This is a genomic window from Micromonospora sp. DSM 43699 (assembly GCF_055517075.1).
Genome location: NZ_JBTMMT010000097.1, coordinates 1 through 16107 on the forward strand (window position 1 = coordinate 1; position 16107 = coordinate 16107).

General features: G+C 73.1%; 16 protein-coding genes. 5 read left to right on the forward strand and 11 right to left on the reverse strand.

From position 1 onward, the window contains the following. Window positions 1–297, reverse strand: a 297-nt coding sequence (locus AC0AIB_RS29110; protein ID WP_465097876.1) for a DUF3499 domain-containing protein, incomplete at its 3' end; no start/stop codon positions are given. A 154-nt stretch (window positions 298–451) separates the two neighbouring features. Here AC0AIB_RS29110 and AC0AIB_RS29115 point away from each other — a divergent pair. Then, entirely contained in the window at window positions 452–904 is a 453-nt protein-coding gene (locus AC0AIB_RS29115) for a metallopeptidase family protein (protein ID WP_328339943.1), read from the forward strand. A 176-nt stretch (window positions 905–1080) separates the two neighbouring features. Here the strand turns inward: AC0AIB_RS29115 and AC0AIB_RS29120 are convergent, their stop codons facing one another. The 6 genes from AC0AIB_RS29120 to AC0AIB_RS29145 form a co-directional block, all read right to left on the reverse strand. After that, window positions 1081–1338: a WhiB family transcriptional regulator gene (locus tag AC0AIB_RS29120; protein ID WP_007455784.1), complete on the reverse strand. Its 258-nt coding sequence runs from the start codon at window positions 1336–1338 to the stop codon at window positions 1081–1083. Between the two features lie 475 nt (window positions 1339–1813). Further along, window positions 1814–2107 carry a phospholipase gene (locus AC0AIB_RS29125; RefSeq protein ID WP_328348917.1) on the reverse strand — a complete coding sequence of 98 codons (294 nt, stop codon included), beginning with the start codon at window positions 2105–2107 and terminating at the stop codon, window positions 1814–1816. A gap of 73 nt (window positions 2108–2180) precedes the next feature. After that, entirely contained in the window at window positions 2181–3578 is a 1398-nt protein-coding gene (locus AC0AIB_RS29130; RefSeq protein WP_465097877.1) for a DUF4331 domain-containing protein, read from the reverse strand. Window positions 3579–3727: 149 nt separating this feature from the next. Continuing rightward, the gene (locus AC0AIB_RS29135) at window positions 3728–4006 is read right to left on the reverse strand and encodes a hypothetical protein (protein WP_328339948.1); all 279 of its coding nucleotides are present in this window, start codon (window positions 4004–4006) and stop codon (window positions 3728–3730) included. Window positions 4007–4133: 127 nt separating this feature from the next. Further along, a complete protein-coding gene (locus tag AC0AIB_RS29140; RefSeq protein WP_465097878.1) occupies window positions 4134–6656 on the reverse strand; it encodes a bifunctional FO biosynthesis protein CofGH in 2523 nt (840 codons plus the stop codon). Between the two features lie 152 nt (window positions 6657–6808). After that, window positions 6809–7723, reverse strand: coding sequence for a hypothetical protein (locus tag AC0AIB_RS29145; RefSeq protein ID WP_465097879.1), 915 nt, complete (start codon window positions 7721–7723; stop codon window positions 6809–6811). A 98-nt stretch (window positions 7724–7821) separates the two neighbouring features. Between AC0AIB_RS29145 and cofD the strand changes: the two genes are divergently transcribed. Both cofD and AC0AIB_RS29155 read left to right on the forward strand, forming a co-directional pair. Beyond that, a complete protein-coding gene (gene cofD / locus AC0AIB_RS29150) occupies window positions 7822–8769 on the forward strand; it encodes a 2-phospho-L-lactate transferase (protein WP_328339954.1) in 948 nt (315 codons plus the stop codon). Further along, window positions 8766–9857, forward strand: coding sequence for a coenzyme F420-0:L-glutamate ligase (locus AC0AIB_RS29155; protein WP_328339956.1), 1092 nt, complete (start codon window positions 8766–8768; stop codon window positions 9855–9857). The genes cofD and AC0AIB_RS29155 overlap by 4 nt, the downstream gene beginning before the upstream one ends. A gap of 10 nt (window positions 9858–9867) precedes the next feature. On the opposite strand, the gene AC0AIB_RS29160 is transcribed toward AC0AIB_RS29155, so the two are convergent. Together AC0AIB_RS29160 and AC0AIB_RS29165 are read right to left on the reverse strand one after the other, a co-directional pair. Continuing rightward, the gene (locus tag AC0AIB_RS29160) at window positions 9868–10869 is read right to left on the reverse strand and encodes an ArsR/SmtB family transcription factor (RefSeq protein WP_328339958.1); all 1002 of its coding nucleotides are present in this window, start codon (window positions 10867–10869) and stop codon (window positions 9868–9870) included. 269 nt (window positions 10870–11138) lie between these two features. Next, window positions 11139–12176 carry a hypothetical protein gene (locus tag AC0AIB_RS29165; RefSeq protein WP_328339960.1) on the reverse strand — a complete coding sequence of 346 codons (1038 nt, stop codon included), beginning with the start codon at window positions 12174–12176 and terminating at the stop codon, window positions 11139–11141. Between the two features lie 39 nt (window positions 12177–12215). Here AC0AIB_RS29165 and AC0AIB_RS29170 point away from each other — a divergent pair, with 39 nt between their 5' ends. Further along, a complete protein-coding gene (locus AC0AIB_RS29170) occupies window positions 12216–12881 on the forward strand; it encodes an NUDIX hydrolase (protein ID WP_442930558.1) in 666 nt (221 codons plus the stop codon). Window positions 12882–12963: 82 nt separating this feature from the next. Here the strand turns inward: AC0AIB_RS29170 and AC0AIB_RS29175 are convergent, their stop codons facing one another. Together AC0AIB_RS29175 and AC0AIB_RS29180 are read right to left on the reverse strand one after the other, a co-directional pair. Next, window positions 12964–14055 carry a mannose-1-phosphate guanylyltransferase gene (locus AC0AIB_RS29175; protein ID WP_328339962.1) on the reverse strand — a complete coding sequence of 364 codons (1092 nt, stop codon included), beginning with the start codon at window positions 14053–14055 and terminating at the stop codon, window positions 12964–12966. 63 nt (window positions 14056–14118) lie between these two features. Next, the gene (locus AC0AIB_RS29180; protein ID WP_328339964.1) at window positions 14119–15264 is read right to left on the reverse strand and encodes a glycosyltransferase family 4 protein; all 1146 of its coding nucleotides are present in this window, start codon (window positions 15262–15264) and stop codon (window positions 14119–14121) included. Window positions 15265–15415: 151 nt separating this feature from the next. Between AC0AIB_RS29180 and AC0AIB_RS29185 the strand changes: the two genes are divergently transcribed. Further along, window positions 15416–16105: a TIGR03089 family protein gene (locus AC0AIB_RS29185; protein ID WP_465097880.1), complete on the forward strand. Its 690-nt coding sequence runs from the start codon at window positions 15416–15418 to the stop codon at window positions 16103–16105. The last annotated feature ends 2 nt before the right edge of the window (window positions 16106–16107 follow it).

Here is a 16107-nt window from a genome sequence, read left to right on the forward strand (position 1 = left end):
GTCCTGGGGTGGGCGGGGGGCGACCGGGCGGGCTGCCTCGCGGACGGCCTCGGCCAGGGCGACCAGGTCGTCCGTGGTGGGCGGCGGGGGCTCGAACTCGCCCTCGTGCCGCACGACGTCCCAGCCCCGGGGGGCGGTCAGGCTTCGCGCGTGCTGCTCACACAGGTCGTAGGTGTGCGGCTCGGCGAAGGCCGCCAACGGGCCCACGACGGCGGTCGACTCGTTGTAGACATAGGTCAATGTGGCAACCGCTTGCCGGGGGCAGGCGTTACGGGAGCAGCGCCGTGGTGACCTCACGTGCGGCAGGGTATCCCCATTACCGGGTCCGACGCACCGGTTCGCTTTGCGACACGCCCGTCACCGTGATCACAATTCGCACCTGGTGCTTCCGCCGCGCCCGTCGACAGGCGCTGCCGTGGGCCGGACCGGGCTGAGGACTACCCTTTGCCTCATGACGAGCCCGGAACACCGCCGCCCCGGCTCCGGCCGGCGCAACCACCGCGACCGCCACGGACGTGGCCTGCGCGGGCGGCTGGTGCCGGCGACAGTGCCACTGGCCCGGACCAAGGCCGAGATCTTCGACGACCTGGTACTGGACACCGTGGAAACCCTGGAGCGCCGGTTCGCCAAGGAACTGGCCGGGGTCGAGTTCGCCGTCGAGGACGTCCCACCCGACCTGAACGTCTACGACTCCGACGTCCTGGAGGACGGCGAGGTGCCGCTGGCCCGGCTGCTGCCCGGCCGGCCGGGGCAGCGGCAGGAGGTGCCGCCCCGGATCGTGCTCTACCGCCGGCCGTTGGAGTTCCGCGCGATGGACCGCGAGGACCTGGCCGACCTCGTTCATGACGTGATCATCGAACAGGTGGCGAACCTGCTCGGGGTCGACCCGGACGAGCTGGCCTGACCCGCGCGACCGGACACGACCCACCGCACCGCGACCGGCCACGACCCACCGCACCGCGGCCGGACACGACCACCGCGCCGACGCGCGACCACTGCACCGCTCCGACGTCGGTCACCCCCGCGACCTCGTCGGGCGTGAGCCGGGCGGCCCCCACCGCCCCGGCCCGGCCCTTCGACTCAGGCGGCCCGCCGCTTGAGCTTGCGCCGCTCCCGTTCGGAGAGCCCGCCCCAGATCCCGAACCGCTCGTCGTGCCCGAGAGCGTATTCGAGGCACTCCGTCTTGACCTCGCACCGCGAGCAGATCCGTTTCGCCTCGCGGGTCGAGCCGCCCTTCTCGGGAAAGAACGCTTCCGGGTCGGTCTGCGAGCACAGCGCCCGCTCCTGCCACTCCGGCGCGTTTCCGAGCAGGTCGGCCACCTCAAGCTGGCCGTCCATCAGATGCCTCCTTGTCGCGCACCGACGTCACCGCCGCTGCGACCCCCCACGCGAAAGGCGTGCTTGTCCGTCCGGTCCCTATTTGTTGCGTTCCGCGCGAACAACCCCATCGAAATTACACGCGTGTAATGCGTGCGCCGTCAAGCCGGACTTGATAATGGAGTCGCTCTCCCGACATGCCACCGGACGGTCACCCGGACCATCCGGCCCTCGCAACCTGCCCTATCGATTCAGACCCCGGGCGAGTAACGCCCCGTCCGGCGAGTTGCCCCAGATTTCTGCTGTGGCGTCGCCGCCCCGGACGCCGTCGGAGCACGCCGACGGACACTCCGCGCAGTCGACCCGCCAAGATCATGAGCATGGTGGGGGACAGGTTAACGCGGTTGGCCCCGGACCGCTCGTCGAGCCGGAAAAGCCGACAGCGCCCCGTCCACAATGTGGACGGGGCGCTCGGGTCGGTGGGTTGTCGTGGCGCTCAGACCGACCGTGGTGGGCTGCTCGGCCAGACGAATTCGGCGATCGCCCCACCGTCGACGGAGATGGCCCCTGCGGGCGTCTCCTCGTCCCACCAGACGGTATACAGGCCCGCCGTCAGGTCCGGGTAGACCGCACTGTGGAACACCCCGTCCCGGACGATCCGCTCTCGCACGGCCGAGTGCGTGCGTACCGCGCCGTCCTGGTCGACCCGGCTGATCTCGATCTCCCGACCGTGCAGGTCACGTCCGGTGTAGATGATCAGAGCACCGGTCTCGCCCCCGACGTCGAGCATCACGGTGCCGCTCTCCGTCGGCCCGTACTGATGGTGATGGTGGTGGTGTCCGCTCACGCCGGTCTCCGTCCGGTCAGGAGTTCGCCGCGGGCGGGTTGTTGAACCCGTCGTACGGCGTGCCGAGGAAGGGGAAGTCCCGCAGGAAGGGCGCCGTCACGTCGGCAGCACTCAACCCCGGAGTGACCGCGCCGGCCGCCGCGTCCGGCGTGAACTTCTTGTCCACCAGTGGCACGGTCACCCCGGCCACCGCCCGCAGCGCGATGCTCACCACGTCGTCGACGACCCGGCGGCCGTTGGGGAAGCCGGCCAGGTCGCCCCCGAGCAGACCGAACTGGTTCGGCCTGCTGCTCGGCTTGATCGCGGTGTTCAGCCGCAGCATGTCGGCCTGCACGTCACCGGTGAGGTTGGTGAAGCCGTCGATCAGCCCGGACGGGATGCCGGTGAGCAGGATGGCGACCAGGTCGGCCCGGGGCTTCTTGGACTTGTTGAGCGCGTCCAGGTTGGGGAAGACCCCCGGGTAGAGCACCGGCAGCAATGCGGCCAGCTCCGGCTGCTCGACGAACCGGGCGAACCGCTTGTCCTCGGTCGGCGGCAGCGTGTTCCACAGGTCCTTCTTGGACATCGGCACGATGACCTCGTTGAACAGCGGATTGCCCAACCGGGACACCTGGGTCCACGGGCCGACGGCGGAGTCCGCGGCGACCTTGTCGCCGAGCACCCGTACCTGCTGCCGGGAGGCGGTCGTCCACACCCCGATCGTCGAGGCCCGGTCGCCCGCGCCGTACCGGCTGGCCTTGCGGCGCACCTTGCTCAGCGGCACCTGCACCGCGATGCTGTGCACGTTCATCCGGTCCACCGAGTTGACCGGCTCGCCCTCGGTCTTGAACAGCTTCTTGCCGGCCACGTGCAACTGCTGGAACGGCCGCAGCGTACCCAGGTCGAAGATCGCGCCCAGGTCGACGAAGAAGCCGTCCGCACGCTGCCCGGCGAACACCTTCTCCCCCGTCGACAGCTTGTACGTCGCCTGCCGGACCAGGTCGTTGTACTTCGGGATGGACAGCGGCCCGACGTTGCACGGCGGGCAGGGCAGCTTGTGCGCCAGCACGTGCTCCTTGCCGTCGGTCACCCGGGTCAGCTTGTAGAACTGCCGCCGGTTCCAGTTCTTGCTGTCAAGCGACTCGATCGGCCCTGTGTTGTAGAGAAAGCTGTTCTCGTTCGTGATCTCGGTACGGAATTCGAACCGGTAGGTCACGTCGGGATGGCCGTCACCGTCGTTGTCGATATGGATCTCATACCGCACGTCGTCGCCGAACTCGAAGAAGTTCGGGCCGCCCGAGGGGAGCTGCAACGGCACGTAGTTGGCGATCAGCGTCACCGAGTCGGGCCGGTCGGGGCTGACGAAGGCGTACAGGTCGGAGCTGTCGGCGACCGGGTCCTTGCTTATTTCCGGCGCTTCGCGGTGGGACGACATGGCGGACCAACCTTTGCGGGATCATGAGGAATCAGGGCATGACGAACCGGGCGCGGAGCCTGCGCCTGGCGGTGAAGGGGAAGAGGGCGGGCGGTTCAGGCCACCCGGGGCAGCGGGCGGGTCACCCCCACCCGGTGACGGCGGACGGGTCAGCCGCGTCCGGCGGCACGTCGCAGCCGGTCCGCCAGCCCTCGGTCGCGTACCTCGATCCGGGACGTGCCGACGAAGACGTCCAACGTCCCGGACCTGGCGTCGCGCAGGTGGACCACGATCGGACCCTCCGCGCTCGTGGTCGACGGGGAGTTCTGTGCCGCCGACACGCCGGTCACCGTCAGGGCCGCCGCGCCCAGCGTGGCACTCGCCGCAGCGGTCAGTGTCTGCCTGCGGGTCAGTCGCGGCCAGGAACGCTTCCGCACTTCGCTCGTCATGGGGGAACCTTTCCTCCGGCGGCGCGTGAGCGCGCGCGGTGTGGAGCGCGAGGTCGCCGGCGGCGGCCCTCGCCTCAACCGCCGCCGGCGAACACTGGTACGGCCCGCACGCGTGAAAGGTTCGATGTCACCGCGACGGATGACCGTACGCGGTCGTCCGCTTGCGCGCCGGTCGTCCGGCGGCGGCGGCGATCGACCGCAACTGCTCCTCGGTACGCGCCGATCCGTTGCCCGAACCGGCCATCCGGGAGATCGTCTCCTCCATCAGGGTGCCGCCCAGGTCGTTGCAGCCGCCCCGCAACATCGACACGGTGCCCTCGTCGCCGAGCTTCACCCAGGAGCACTGGATGTTGTCGATCCGCCCGTGCAGCAGCAGCCGGGCCATCGCGTGCACCACCCGGTTCTCCCGCCAGGTCGGACCGGGCCGGGCGATGCCGGCCAGGTAGATCGGCGCGTTGGTGTGCACGAACGGCAGCGCCACGAACTCGGTGAACCCGCCGGTGCGGTCCTGCACCCCGGCCAGCACCCGGAAGTGCGCCAGCCACTGTCCGGGGTGGTCGACGTGCCCGTACATCATCGTGGAGCTGGAGCGGATGCCCAGCTCGTGAGCGGTCGTGACCACCTCGACCCAGGCGGCGGCCGGCAGTTTGCCCTTGGTGAGCACCCAGCGCACGTCGTCGTCGAGGATCTCGGCGGCGGTGCCCGGGATGGTGTCCAGGCCGGCCTCGCGCAGCATCGTCAGCCAGTCCCGCACCGGCACGCCCGCCTTGGCGGCGGCGGTGACGATCTCCATCGGGGAGAACGCGTGCACGTGCATCCCGGGCACCCGGGCCTTGATCGCCCGGACGATGTCGGCGTAGCCGGTCACCGGCAGCTTCGGGTCGATGCCGCCCTGGAGGCAGACCTCGCCGGCACCGGCCGCCCAGGCCTCCTCGGCCCGGTCGGCCACCTGCTCCACCGACAGCCGGAAGGCGTCGGCGTCCCGCTCCCGCTGGGCGAACGCGCAGAACCGGCAGCCCACGTAGCAGACGTTGGTGAAGTTGATGTTCCGGTTGACCACGTAGGTGACGTCGTCGCCGACGGTGTCCCGCCGCACGTCGTCGGCGAGCCGGCACAGCGCGTCCAGGGCCGGGCCGTCCGCGCCGAACAACGCCAGCGCCGCGTCGGCGTGCCGGGGCTCCAGCAGCGCCGCCGGATCGTCGGCCGCCAGCCGCAGCCCCGCCCGCAGGTCACCGTCGGCACCCGGCACCGGTCCACCCGACGCGGCGGGGCTCACCTTGCCGGCGACCTCCGCCCAGTCGCCGTAGACGCTGTCGAAGTCGCCCCGCCGGTCGTCGCTGCGGCCGGTGGTGTCGATGGTGGCGTGCAGATCGGTCCGGCCGCCGCCGAAGACCTCCTCCGGCTCCTGCCAGGGGCGACCCACCGGCCGGGCCGCCTCGACGGCCAGCCCGGTCGCCGGATCGGCGAGCGCGGTGACGTGCGGCAGCAACCGGGGGTCGAGCCACGGGTCACCGGCCCGGACGTACTCCGGGTAGACCGTCAGCCGCTCGCGCAGGGTGAAGCCCGACTTCTCGGTCTGCCGGGCCAGCTCGTCGAGCTGCGGCCAGGGCCGCTCCGGGTTGACGTGGTCCGGGGTGAGCGGGGACACCCCACCCCAGTCGTCGATGCCGGCCCGCAACAGCAGGTCGTACTCGTCCTCGATCAGGTTGGGCGGGGCCTGGATGCGCGCCTTCGGGCCGAGCAGCAGCCGGGCCACCGCCACGGTGGCCGCCAGGTCGTGCAGCTCGGCGTCGGGCAGGCCGCCCATCGCGGTGTCCGGCTTGGCGCGGAAGTTCTGCACGATCACCTCCTGGAGGTGCCCGTACTCCCGGTGCGACCGGCGGATCGCGAAGATCGCCTCGACCCGCTCGGCCGGGGTCTCGCCGATGCCGATCAGGATGCCTGTGGTGAACGGCACCCCGACCCGGCCGGCGTCGTCGAGCACCCGCAGCCGGACCGCCGGTTCCTTGTCGGGGGAACCGAAGTGCGGCCCGCCCGGCTCCGACCAGAGCCGGGTGGCGGTGGTCTCCAGCATCATCCCCATGCTCGGCGCGACCGGCTTGAGCCGTTGCAGCTCCGACCAGGAGAGCACCCCCGGGTTGAGGTGCGGCAGCAGGCCGGTCTCCTCCAGCACCGCCACCGCGCAGGCCCGCAGGTAGTCCACTGTGGAGTCGTAGCCCCGCTCGTCCAGCCAGGCGCGGGCCGCCGGCCAGCGCTCCTCCGGCCGGTCACCGAGGGTGAACAGGGCTTCCTTGCAGCCCAGCGCCGCACCCTGCCGGGCGATCGCCAGCACCTCGTCGGTCTCCAGGAACGCCGCCGGCAGTCGGTGCGGCACGGTGGCGAAGGTGCAGTAGTGGCACCGGTCCCGGCAGAGCCGGGTCAACGGGATGAACACCTTCTTCGAGTACGTCACCACGCCCGGCCGGCCGGCGTCACGCAGCCCGGCGTCCCGGACCTCCCCGGCGGTCCGGAGCAGCTCGTCCAGCGCGTCGCCCCGGGCCGCCAGCAGCGCGGCGGCCTCGTCGACGTCGAGCGCGCGCCCGGTGGCGGCCCGGTGCAGCGCCCGTCGCACACTCGCCGAGGTCGGGCCGGGATCGGTGCGGTGAACCATCCGCCCAGCCTAGGCGCTGGGCGGGACGATCCGGCAGACATGCGACCCGGGTGTGACATCATCCCCGACCCGGCCGGCGCCCGGCCCCACCGCACCGGCCGGGTCTCCGGTCGTACGCCGCAGCGTCGACCCGACCCGGCCGGGTGTGCGGGTCAGTGCGGGGTGTTCGGGTCGTCGCGACGGAAGGGCTGGGTACGGTCCGCGTCCCCGGTGCCGGTGGGCGGCTCGCCTGCCTGACGCGGAATCGTCTGGGTCGGATCGGCCGACGGGGGCTGCCCGAACGGCGGAGCCACCGGCGGGGCGGACTGCGGAGCAGCCCCGAACGGCGGCGCGGACTGCGGAGCCCCGAACGGCGGGCCCGACTGCGGCGGGACACCGGTCGGTGGCCCGGACTGCGGCGGGGCGGACTGCGGCATGCCGAACGGCGGAGCCGACTGCGGCGGCGGGGCGAATCCGGGCTGGCCGTACTGCCCGGCGCCGGGGTGGCCCGGGGGCGGGTAGCCGGCACCCGGGTAACCACCGGGCTGCTGCGGCCAGCCGGGCTGCGGCTGGCCGTAGACGCCGGGCTGGGGCTGCGGCTTCGGCACGTGGTAGAGGGTGCGCCAGATCCGGTACACCACGAAGGCGGCCAGCCCGAAGAGCGCCAGCCAGGCCGCCCGGGTCAGCATGCCGAGCAGGGCGTCCAGCACCTCCGCCTCGGCCAGCCGGCCGACCAGCCAGATCAGGAAGGTCAACACGCCGAACAGGGCGCCGAAGGCGTACTCGGCGAGGGCCACCTGGGTGAACTGCTTCGCCCGGCCGGACACCGGGGCGAGATGGGTGACCAGCAGGACGGCAAGCAGCGGCAGCACCGTCGCCTCGATGCCGACGAAGGCGAAGAACTCGCTCCCCGCCCGCCCCGAGAAGGTGCTGTAGTCCGATGTCGGTACGAGCAGCCGGACGAACCCGACGAAGAGCAGCACGGCGTTCGCGCCGAGCAGGACGAGCGCGGTGAGTTCGCGCAGGGGTGCGGTGATCTGGCGGGCCTGCGACGCGTCGTGCGACGCGGGCTCGGCGGGGCTGGTCACGAACTCTCCCTCGGGGCGAAACGGACAGATGCCGACGTGAGCCTAGTCTCCCGGGACACCCACCGGCGGGACGCGTCCCGTACGGGAGGATGGACGACATGCGCATCGTGGTTCTGACCGGCGGGATCGGGGGTGCTCGATTCCTGCTCGGCGTCCGGGCGTACGCCCGCGAGGTGGGCGCCGAGGTGACCGCCGTGGTCAACGTCGGCGACGATCTCTACCTGCACGGTCTGAAGGTCTGCCCCGATCTGGACAGCGTCCTGTACACCCTGGGCGGGGGCGCCGACCCGGAACGCGGGTGGGGTCGGGTCGGCGAGAGCTGGACCATCAAGCAGGAGCTGGCCGCGTACGGCGCCGAGCCGGGCTGGTTCTCCCTCGGCGACAAGGACGTCGCCACCCACCTGGTGCGCACCACCATGATCACCGGCGGTTATCCGCTGTCGCAGGTCACCGAGGCGCTGGCCGCGCGCTGGCAGCCCGGCGTACGGCTGCTGCCGGCGACCGACGATCGGCTGGAGACGCACGCGGTGGTCGACCTGGACGGCGAGCGGCGGGCCATCCACTTCCAGGAGTGGTGGGTCCGGTACCGGGCGGGCGTGCCCACCGACCGGTTCGTCTTCGTCGGTGCGGACAGCGCCAAGCCGGCCCCCGGGGTGACCGAGGCGCTGGCCGCCGCCGATGTGGTGCTCGTCGCGCCGAGCAACCCGGTGGTGAGCATCGCCCCGGTGCTGGCGGTGCCCGGCCTGCGCGACGCGGTCGCCACCGGCCCCGCCCGGGTCGTCGGGGTGTCACCGATCATCGGCGGCGCACCGGTACGCGGGATGGCCGACCGGTGCCTGGAGGTGCTCGACGTCGAGTGCAGCGCCGCCGGGGTGGGCCGGCTCTACGGCGGTCGCAGCGAGGGTGGCCTGCTCGACGGTTGGCTGGTCGCGCCCGAGGACGACGGGGTGACGGTGCCGGGGGTGACGGTGCGCGCGGTCCCGCTGCGGATGACCGACGAGGCGGCGACCACGGCGATGGTCCGGGCCGCGATGGAGCTGGTGTGAGACTGGAGATCCTGCCGGTGCGGGGCATCGGTGACGTGACCGAGGGCGACGACCTGGCCGTGCTGATCGGCACCGCCGCACCCTGGCTGCGCGACGGCGACGTGCTGGTGGTCACCAGCAAGATCGTGTCCAAGGCGGAGGGCCGGCTGGTGGACGTGCCGGCCGACGGGCCGGAAAGGCTCGCCGCCCGGGACGAGATCCTGGCCGCCGAGACCGCCCGCGTGGTGGCGACCCGGGGGCAGACCCGGATCGTGCAGACCCACCACGGTTTCGTGATGGCCTCCGCCGGGATCGACGCGTCGAACGTCGACAAGACCCGGCTGGTGCTGCTCCCGGTGGACCCGGACGCGTCGGCCCGGGAGCTGCGCGCCGCGCTGCGGGACCGCTACCGGGTCGACGTCGCGGTGATCGTCAGCGACACGATGGGACGGCCGTGGCGCAACGGGCTGACCGACGTGGCGCTCGGCGTCGCCGGGATGGCCGCGATCCGGGACCACCGGGGCGAGGTCGACCCGTACGGCAACGAGCTGCAACTGACCCAGATGGCGGTGGTCGACGAGCTGGCCGGCGCGGGTGAGCTGATCAAGGGCAAGTGCGACCAGGTCCCGGTCGCGGTGGTCCGCGGCTACCTGCCGACGACCCGACCGGCCGACGACGGTCCCGGGGCGGCGGCCCTGGTGCGGGAGAGCGCGTTGGACCTGTTCTCGCTCGGGACCGCCGAGGCGACGGCGGCCGGGCTGCGCGCCGCCGCGACGCTCGCCGACGGCCCCGGCGGGGCGCCGGCCGACCCGGCCACGGTCGACCGGGCGATCGCCGCGGTGGCCGAGGTGGTCGCCCCCGGCACCACCTTCACCCAGATCACCGACGACGAGGTACGCGCCGGTCTCGCGGCGACCGTCGACGGCTGGCCGGCCGGGGCGACCGGTCTGGTGCTCGGCGCGGCACCCACCCCCGTCGACCGGCCCGACCTGGTGCGTTTCGGCGCCGACCTGCACCGGCTGCGGATCGCGCTGGCCGCCGAGGGGATCGCATCGGCCCTGCTGCCGCCGCCGACGGGCAGCATCGCCAGCGCCTGCCTGGCCCTCTGAGGGCCGCCGGTCAGGCGTCGAGCATGGCGCGGCCGAGGGGGGTCAGGGTGTGCAGCACCGTGTTGCGGTCCCGCCGGCTGACCAGCAGGCCGGCGTTGCGCAGCACGGCCGTGTGCTGGCTGGCGGCGGCGGCCGAGATGTGCAGGCGACGGGCCACCTCGCCGGTGGTCGCGCCGTCGTCGCTGACCTCGAGCACCGCCGCCCGGGTCCGGCCGAGCAACGCCGCCAGTGCCTCCCGACCACCGTCACCGGCGGGCCTGCCACCCTCGCCGGGGGGCGGGTCCAACCCGCCGAGCCGGTCCGCCGGGTAGACCAGCACCGGCGGCAGCGCCGGGTCGAGCAGGGCGACCGGGGTACGCGCGCAGAAGAACGACGGCACCAGCAGCAGCCCCCGACCGTCCAGGTGCAACTCCCGACGGTTGGGATAGTCCATCACCTGGAGTACGCCGGACTCCCAGCGCATCCCCGGCCGGAGGCTCGCCAGCAGCCCCTCCGCGCCACCGTCGAGCAGGGCTCGGGCCCGTACCGCCCGGTCGGCCTCCACCGCGGCCCGGATCCGCGACCAGTACGGGTCGATCGCCACCGACCGGTACTGCGCCATCGACTCCGTCAGGTGCCGGAGCACCTCCGGCTCGCCCCTGGCCAGCGCGGCGGCCGACGACGGCAGCGGGTTCGTCCCGGCCAACAGGCTCAGGTCCCGGCGCAGCAACTCGGTCGGGGTGGACCGGACGGCGTCCAGCCCCGCCTCGAAACCGTCCAGGCTCTGGTAGGGGGTGAGGAAGTCGGGGAAGTAACCGCGGGGCGGGTTCAGCGCGAACAGCAGCCGGAACTGGTCGGCGGCGGTCTCCCGGCGCAGCCCGCCCGCTACCCCCCGACGCCAGCCCGCCATCAGCGGGTCGCGGGTCCGGCCCTGGAGCAGGTGCAGGCTGAGGACCAACTCCCAGACCGGGTCGGCGGTGGGGGCGACCCGGGTCCGGAGGATGTCCTCCCGGGAGAAGTGAATGGTCAGCATGGAGCGCTCCTGGGGCGGGGCAGGGGGATGCCCGCCGACCCACTGAACTGTACCGGGCGGCACTTATCTCCACTTTTAAGCGTGGACTGAAAGACCTCGACGCAAGTTCCACCGGTTGACATGCTCCTACTGCCCGGTACGACGTGTGGGTTCATCCCGCCGCCGCCCGGGTGGCCGGGGGCCGTGGCACCCGGGAGGCACCACGAGGGTCTGCGGCCCTGGTTCCGCAGAGGTGTCACCCGGGTCCACCGCCCGTCCGGCGGGTCGACTCAGCCGATCCAGAGCGCCACCCGATGGTCCTCGTCGGTGACGTAGAAGCTGCGTCCGTCCACCTCGGCCACCCCCTCGACATTCCGGAACGGCGTCAGATCGGTCACCAGCTCGCCCGCGATCCGGCCGTCGTCGGTCGGCTCCCACCGGAACCGGACGTGCCGCGAGGTCACCTCACCGCCGGTCGGATGGTCGTCCAGCAGCACCGATCCCTTGCCGAGCGCATCGATCGACCCGACCACCGCCGCGTACCCGCCGTCGGCCGTCGGGGTGACCGCGCGGAAGCCCACCAACGCGCCGGGCGGCGTCACCCCGGTCACCGCGTACGCCCGGCCGACGCGCGGCCAGCCGCCGCCCGGGGTGAACATCTCGGGCACACCGGCCAGCTCGACCAGGACCGGTTCCCCGTCCACGGTCACCGGGAAGCGCAGCCCGAGCAGCACCGTCCCGTGCGGGGTGAACGCCGCCGCCTCCACGTTCAACGGCACGTCGTCGTCGGCCAGCCGGCGTACCCAGGACTTGGCCTTTGCCGTGCCCCGGGACACCGTCTCGCCGATGAACCGCGCCCGGACCCGCTCGCCCGGCGGCAACGGGGTGAACGCCGCCTTCACCAGCGCGTCGTTGACCGCCCGGTGCACCCGGAACCGGTTGCGGACCACCTGCACCGGCAGGGTGCCGGTGGCCGCGTCGTCCTCGCGGAACCTTGCCACGAACGCCCGGCGGGGGCGCAGTGGGCCGGCCTTGGAACCGAAGTGCGACCCGAAGACGTACACCCAGCCGTCGTGTGCGGCAAGCGCCTCGCCGTCCTCGGTGCGGCCGTTCTCGACCCCGGCGTCGGCTGCCACGTGGTGGGCCACCCACTCGCCGTCGGTGCGTTCCAGCAGCAGGGCCAGGCACTGTTCCACCGGCCCCTCGTCGAGCACCGTCCAGAAACCACGGACGGCGTCGTGCGCCCGCAGCAGCGACCGGGACCGGACCGGCAACAGGTCGCTGGCCTCGTTGCCGGCCACCACGAACTCCAGAAGTCTCAGGCTCACCGCGCCAGGGTACGGAGCACACGCTCGTAGAGTGGCGGGATGTCCGACGCCTCCCCCGCCAACCGCCCCGGCACCCGGCTCCCCACCGCCGACCCGTCCAGCAACCCAGATCCGGCCCGGGTGCCGGGCGACGGGAACGTGGCGCTGCACGCCGACGCGGTCGCGGTGCTGACCGGCTGGACGCCGACCCGGCCGGCCGCCGCCGAGGCCCGGGACCGCACCCTGGCCCTGCTCGCCGACGGCCCGGCCGCCCTGACCCGCCACCACCTGCCCGGCCACCTCACCGCGAGCGCGCTGCTCCTCGACGCCGCAGGTACCCGGGTGCTGCTCTGCCTGCACGGCAAGCTGCACCGTTGGGTGCAGTTGGGCGGGCACTGCGAACCGGGCGACGAGACGTTGGCCGGGGCGGCGCTGCGCGAGGCCACCGAGGAGTCCGGCATCGCGGGTCTGGTCATCGACCCCGTCCCGATCGACGTGGACATCCATCCGGTGGCCTGTCAGGGCGGCTCGCTGCACCACGACGTCCGGTTCGCGGTCTTCGCCCCCCAGGACGCGGTCGAGCGGGTCAGCGACGAGTCCGAGGCGCTTGGCTGGTTCCCGACCGACCGGCTGCCGGAGCCGCTGGCCGGCGGGACCGTCCAACTCGTCGCCCCGGCCCTGGCCGCCCACGCCCGCCGCCCGGCTGAGCGTCAGCCCGGCCCCTGACCTCTAGGCCCCTGAGCGCCCGGCCCCCGACCGCCCGGCGGTCGGAGCGTCACGCCGCCGGGCGGGGTCAGGCGTCCGGCGCTCAGACCAGTCCGTCCTCGCCCCTGGCCTTCAGCTCGTCGACGAGGGCCTTGACGTCCTGGGCCCGGTCACGGGGGCAGACCAGCACCGCATCGGGGGTGTCCACCACGATCAGGTCGCGGACCCCGAGGACGGCCACCAGCCGGCCCGACTGCGGCACCACCACCAGGTCGTGGGCGTCGTGCAGCAGGACTCCCGGCTTGGCGTCGGTGCCCAGCACCACGTTGCCCGCCGGATCGGCGGGCAACACCTCGCCGAGGGTGTGGAAGTCACCCACGTCGTTCCACCCGAAGTCGCCCGGCACGGTGGCGACCCGGCCGGCGGTGGCCGCGCCCTCCATCACCGCGTAGTCGACGGAGATCTTCGGCAGCGTCGGCCAGACCGCGCCGAGGACGTCGTCCTGCTCCGGAGTGCCCCAGGCCGCCGCGATCGAGACCACCCCGGCGTGCAGCTCCGGCTGCTGACGGGCCAGCTCGGCGAGGAAGACGTCCACCCGCCAGACGAACATGCTGGCGTTCCAGAGGTGCCGACCCGAACGCAGGTACGCCTCGGCGACCGGCGCGGCCGGCTTCTCCTTGAACTCGGCCACCGGGCGCAGCGGGCCGTCGCCGGTCGGCTCGCCGGTCTCCAGGTAGCCGTAGCCAGTCTCGGCCCGGGTCGGGGTGATCCCGACCGTCATGAGCAGGCCCTGCTCGGCGCCCCGGACGGCGGCCCGGACGGTCTGCACCCAGGCGGCGGGGTCGCGGATCAGGTGGTCGGCGGCGAAGGAGCCCATCACCGCCGTCTCGTCCCGCCGCGCGATCACCGCCGCCGCCAACGCGATCGCCGCGCAGGAGTCCCGGGGCGAGGGCTCCACCAGGATGTTCTCCTCGGGCACCCCGCTCAGCTGCCGGGCCACCGCCGCCGCGTGGGCGGCCCCGGTGACCACCAGGGTGCGCTCCGGTGTGGTCAGCGGCGTCAGCCGGTCGACGGTCGCCTGGAGCAGCGACGCGTCGGTGCCGGTGAGCGGGTGGAGGAACTTGGGGTGCCCCGCGCGGGACAGTGGCCACAACCTCGTGCCACTGCCACCCGCCGGGATGACGGCGTAGAGCATCAGCACATCATGCCCGAACCGCCACAGGTCGGATGGCGGCTCGGCCGTACCGTCAGCGACCACTCAGGAACGGGCCCGGCTCCAGGCGGCGATGTGCACTTCGGCGCTGGACGCCCAGGTGAACTCCTTGGCCCGGTCGACACCCGCCTTGGCCAGCGACAACCGGCGCTGCTCGTCGTCGAGCAGGGCGGCCAGGTCGGTGGCGATCTGGTCCGGGTCCTCACTGGTGTAGGCGACCGCGTCGCCGCCCACCTCGGGCAGCGAGAGCCGGGGGGTGGTCAGCACCGGGGCGGCGCAGGCCATCGCCTCCAGGATCGGCAGGCCGAACCCCTCGCCGTACGACGGGTAGGCGGCGACCAGGGCGCCGCCGAGGAAGCCGGGCAGGTCGGCGTAGCGCAGGTAGCCGGGGCGCAGCAGCCGCAGGTGGGAGGGGACCTCGGCCACCGCGCGGTCGATGTCCTCGTCGTGGCCCTGGCCACCGGCGATCACCAGGGCCGGCGGATTCTCCCGGTCGCCCACCGCCCGCGCCCAACCCCGGATCAGGTTGGGTACGTTCTTGCGTGGCTCCTTGGCCCCGAGGAACGCGATGTAGCTGCTGCCCGCGAGCCCGAGCCGGGCCCGCACCCGGGCCTTCTCCTCCTCGCCCGGGGCGTGGAAGGCAGTCTGGTCGACCCCGTGGTAGGCCACGTCGATCCGGGTCGGGTCGGCGTCGAGCAGCCGGATCAACTCGTCGCGGGTGGCCTTGCTCGGCACGATCACCCGGCTGGCCCGGCGTAGCGACGTCTTGATCGCGCTGCGGAAGAACGTCCGCCGGGACTTGTCGTAGTGCTCCGGTTCGGTGAAGAACGTCGCATCGTGCACGGTCACCGTCACCGGGCAGCCGGCCCGCAGCGGGCAGGTGTAGAACGGCGAGTGCAGCACCTCGGCACCGACCTGCTGGGCGAGCAGCGGCAGGCCGGTCTGTTCCCAGGCGAGCCGGGCCGGGCGGTGGGCGACGGCGGCCGGGGCGGGGATCACCTCGGCCCCGGGCAGCATCCGGGTGTAACGCTCCAGGTCGGTGCGCAGGCTCACCACGACCAGGTCGACCGTCTCCCCGCAGACTGTGCCGAGGGCTCCGAGCAGGCCATCGACGTATCTACCGACGCCGCCACGGTCGGCGGGGACACTCGTGGCGTCGATGAGCACGCGGGGCGGGCGACCGGCGGTCACGGGGCGACTCCTTGCACTGACTGGTCTGTGGGGAACAACACTCCGGGCAAGCCTACGCCGGAGCCCGGCGCGGACGCTGACTCCGACCCGACCGTACGCCGACTTGTCATCGCCATCGGATACGGACGGCGGGGGCGTATCGTTCGCGCCGATGGCCGACAACATTGCCCGGGTGTTCGCCGCCGCGATCGCGGCCGACCCCGCCCGCCCCCTGCTGACCTGGTACGACGACGCCACCGGCGAGCGCACCGAACTCTCCGGCGCGACCCTGGCGAACTGGGTGGCCAAGACCGCCAACCTGCTCGTCGACGAGCTGGCCCTGAGCCCCGGCGATCCGGCCGGGGTGCTGCTGCCACCGCACTGGCAGACCGCCGCCGTGCTGCTCGGCTGCTGGTCGGCCGGGCTGACCGTGCGCGACGAACCGGGCGAGGTGGACGTGCTCTTCGCCGCCGCCGACCGGGTGACCGAGGCGGACGCCTGGCCGGCCGGCGACCGGTACGCGCTGGCGCTCGCCCCGTTCGCCGCCCCGCTACGCGAGGTGCCCGCCGGGTTCGCCGACTACGTCGTCGAGGTACGCACCCAGGGTGACCACTTCACCCCGTCCGCCCAGGGCGGTCCTACCGACGCGGCCCTGCTCACCGAGGCGGACGCCCGCGCGACGGCCCTCGGCATCTCCCCCGGCGACCGCCTGCTCATCGACGCGACCACCCACCCCGACCTGCGCGACTGGCTGCTCGCCCCCCTGCTCCGCCAGGCCACCATCGTGCTGACCGGCAACCCCGACCGGTCCCGCTTCCCCACCCGCACCACCACCGAACGCACCACCCACACCCTCACCTGACC

Bases quoted from the DNA above. Each gene is read 5' to 3' on its own strand.
- AC0AIB_RS29170 (WP_442930558.1), top strand. From the start codon at position 12,216: ATGTCCGACGCCTCCCCCGCCAACCGCCCCGGCACCCGGCTCCCCACC.
- AC0AIB_RS29135 (WP_328339948.1), bottom strand. From the start codon at position 4,006: ATGACGAGCGAAGTGCGGAAGCGTTCCTGGCCGCGACTGACCCGCAGG.
- AC0AIB_RS29175 (WP_328339962.1), bottom strand. From the start codon at position 14,055: ATGCTCTACGCCGTCATCCCGGCGGGTGGCAGTGGCACGAGGTTGTGG.
- AC0AIB_RS29125 (WP_328348917.1), bottom strand. From the start codon at position 2,107: ATGCTCGACGTCGGGGGCGAGACCGGTGCTCTGATCATCTACACCGGA.
- AC0AIB_RS29185 (WP_465097880.1), top strand. From the start codon at position 15,416: ATGGCCGACAACATTGCCCGGGTGTTCGCCGCCGCGATCGCGGCCGAC.
- AC0AIB_RS29130 (WP_465097877.1), bottom strand. From the start codon at position 3,578: ATGTCGTCCCACCGCGAAGCGCCGGAAATAAGCAAGGACCCGGTCGCC.
- cofD (WP_328339954.1), top strand. From the start codon at position 7,822: ATGCGCATCGTGGTTCTGACCGGCGGGATCGGGGGTGCTCGATTCCTG.
- AC0AIB_RS29120 (WP_007455784.1), bottom strand. From the start codon at position 1,338: ATGGACGGCCAGCTTGAGGTGGCCGACCTGCTCGGAAACGCGCCGGAG.
- AC0AIB_RS29140 (WP_465097878.1), bottom strand. From the start codon at position 6,656: ATGGTTCACCGCACCGATCCCGGCCCGACCTCGGCGAGTGTGCGACGG.
- AC0AIB_RS29115 (WP_328339943.1), top strand. From the start codon at position 452: ATGACGAGCCCGGAACACCGCCGCCCCGGCTCCGGCCGGCGCAACCAC.
- AC0AIB_RS29160 (WP_328339958.1), bottom strand. From the start codon at position 10,869: ATGCTGACCATTCACTTCTCCCGGGAGGACATCCTCCGGACCCGGGTC.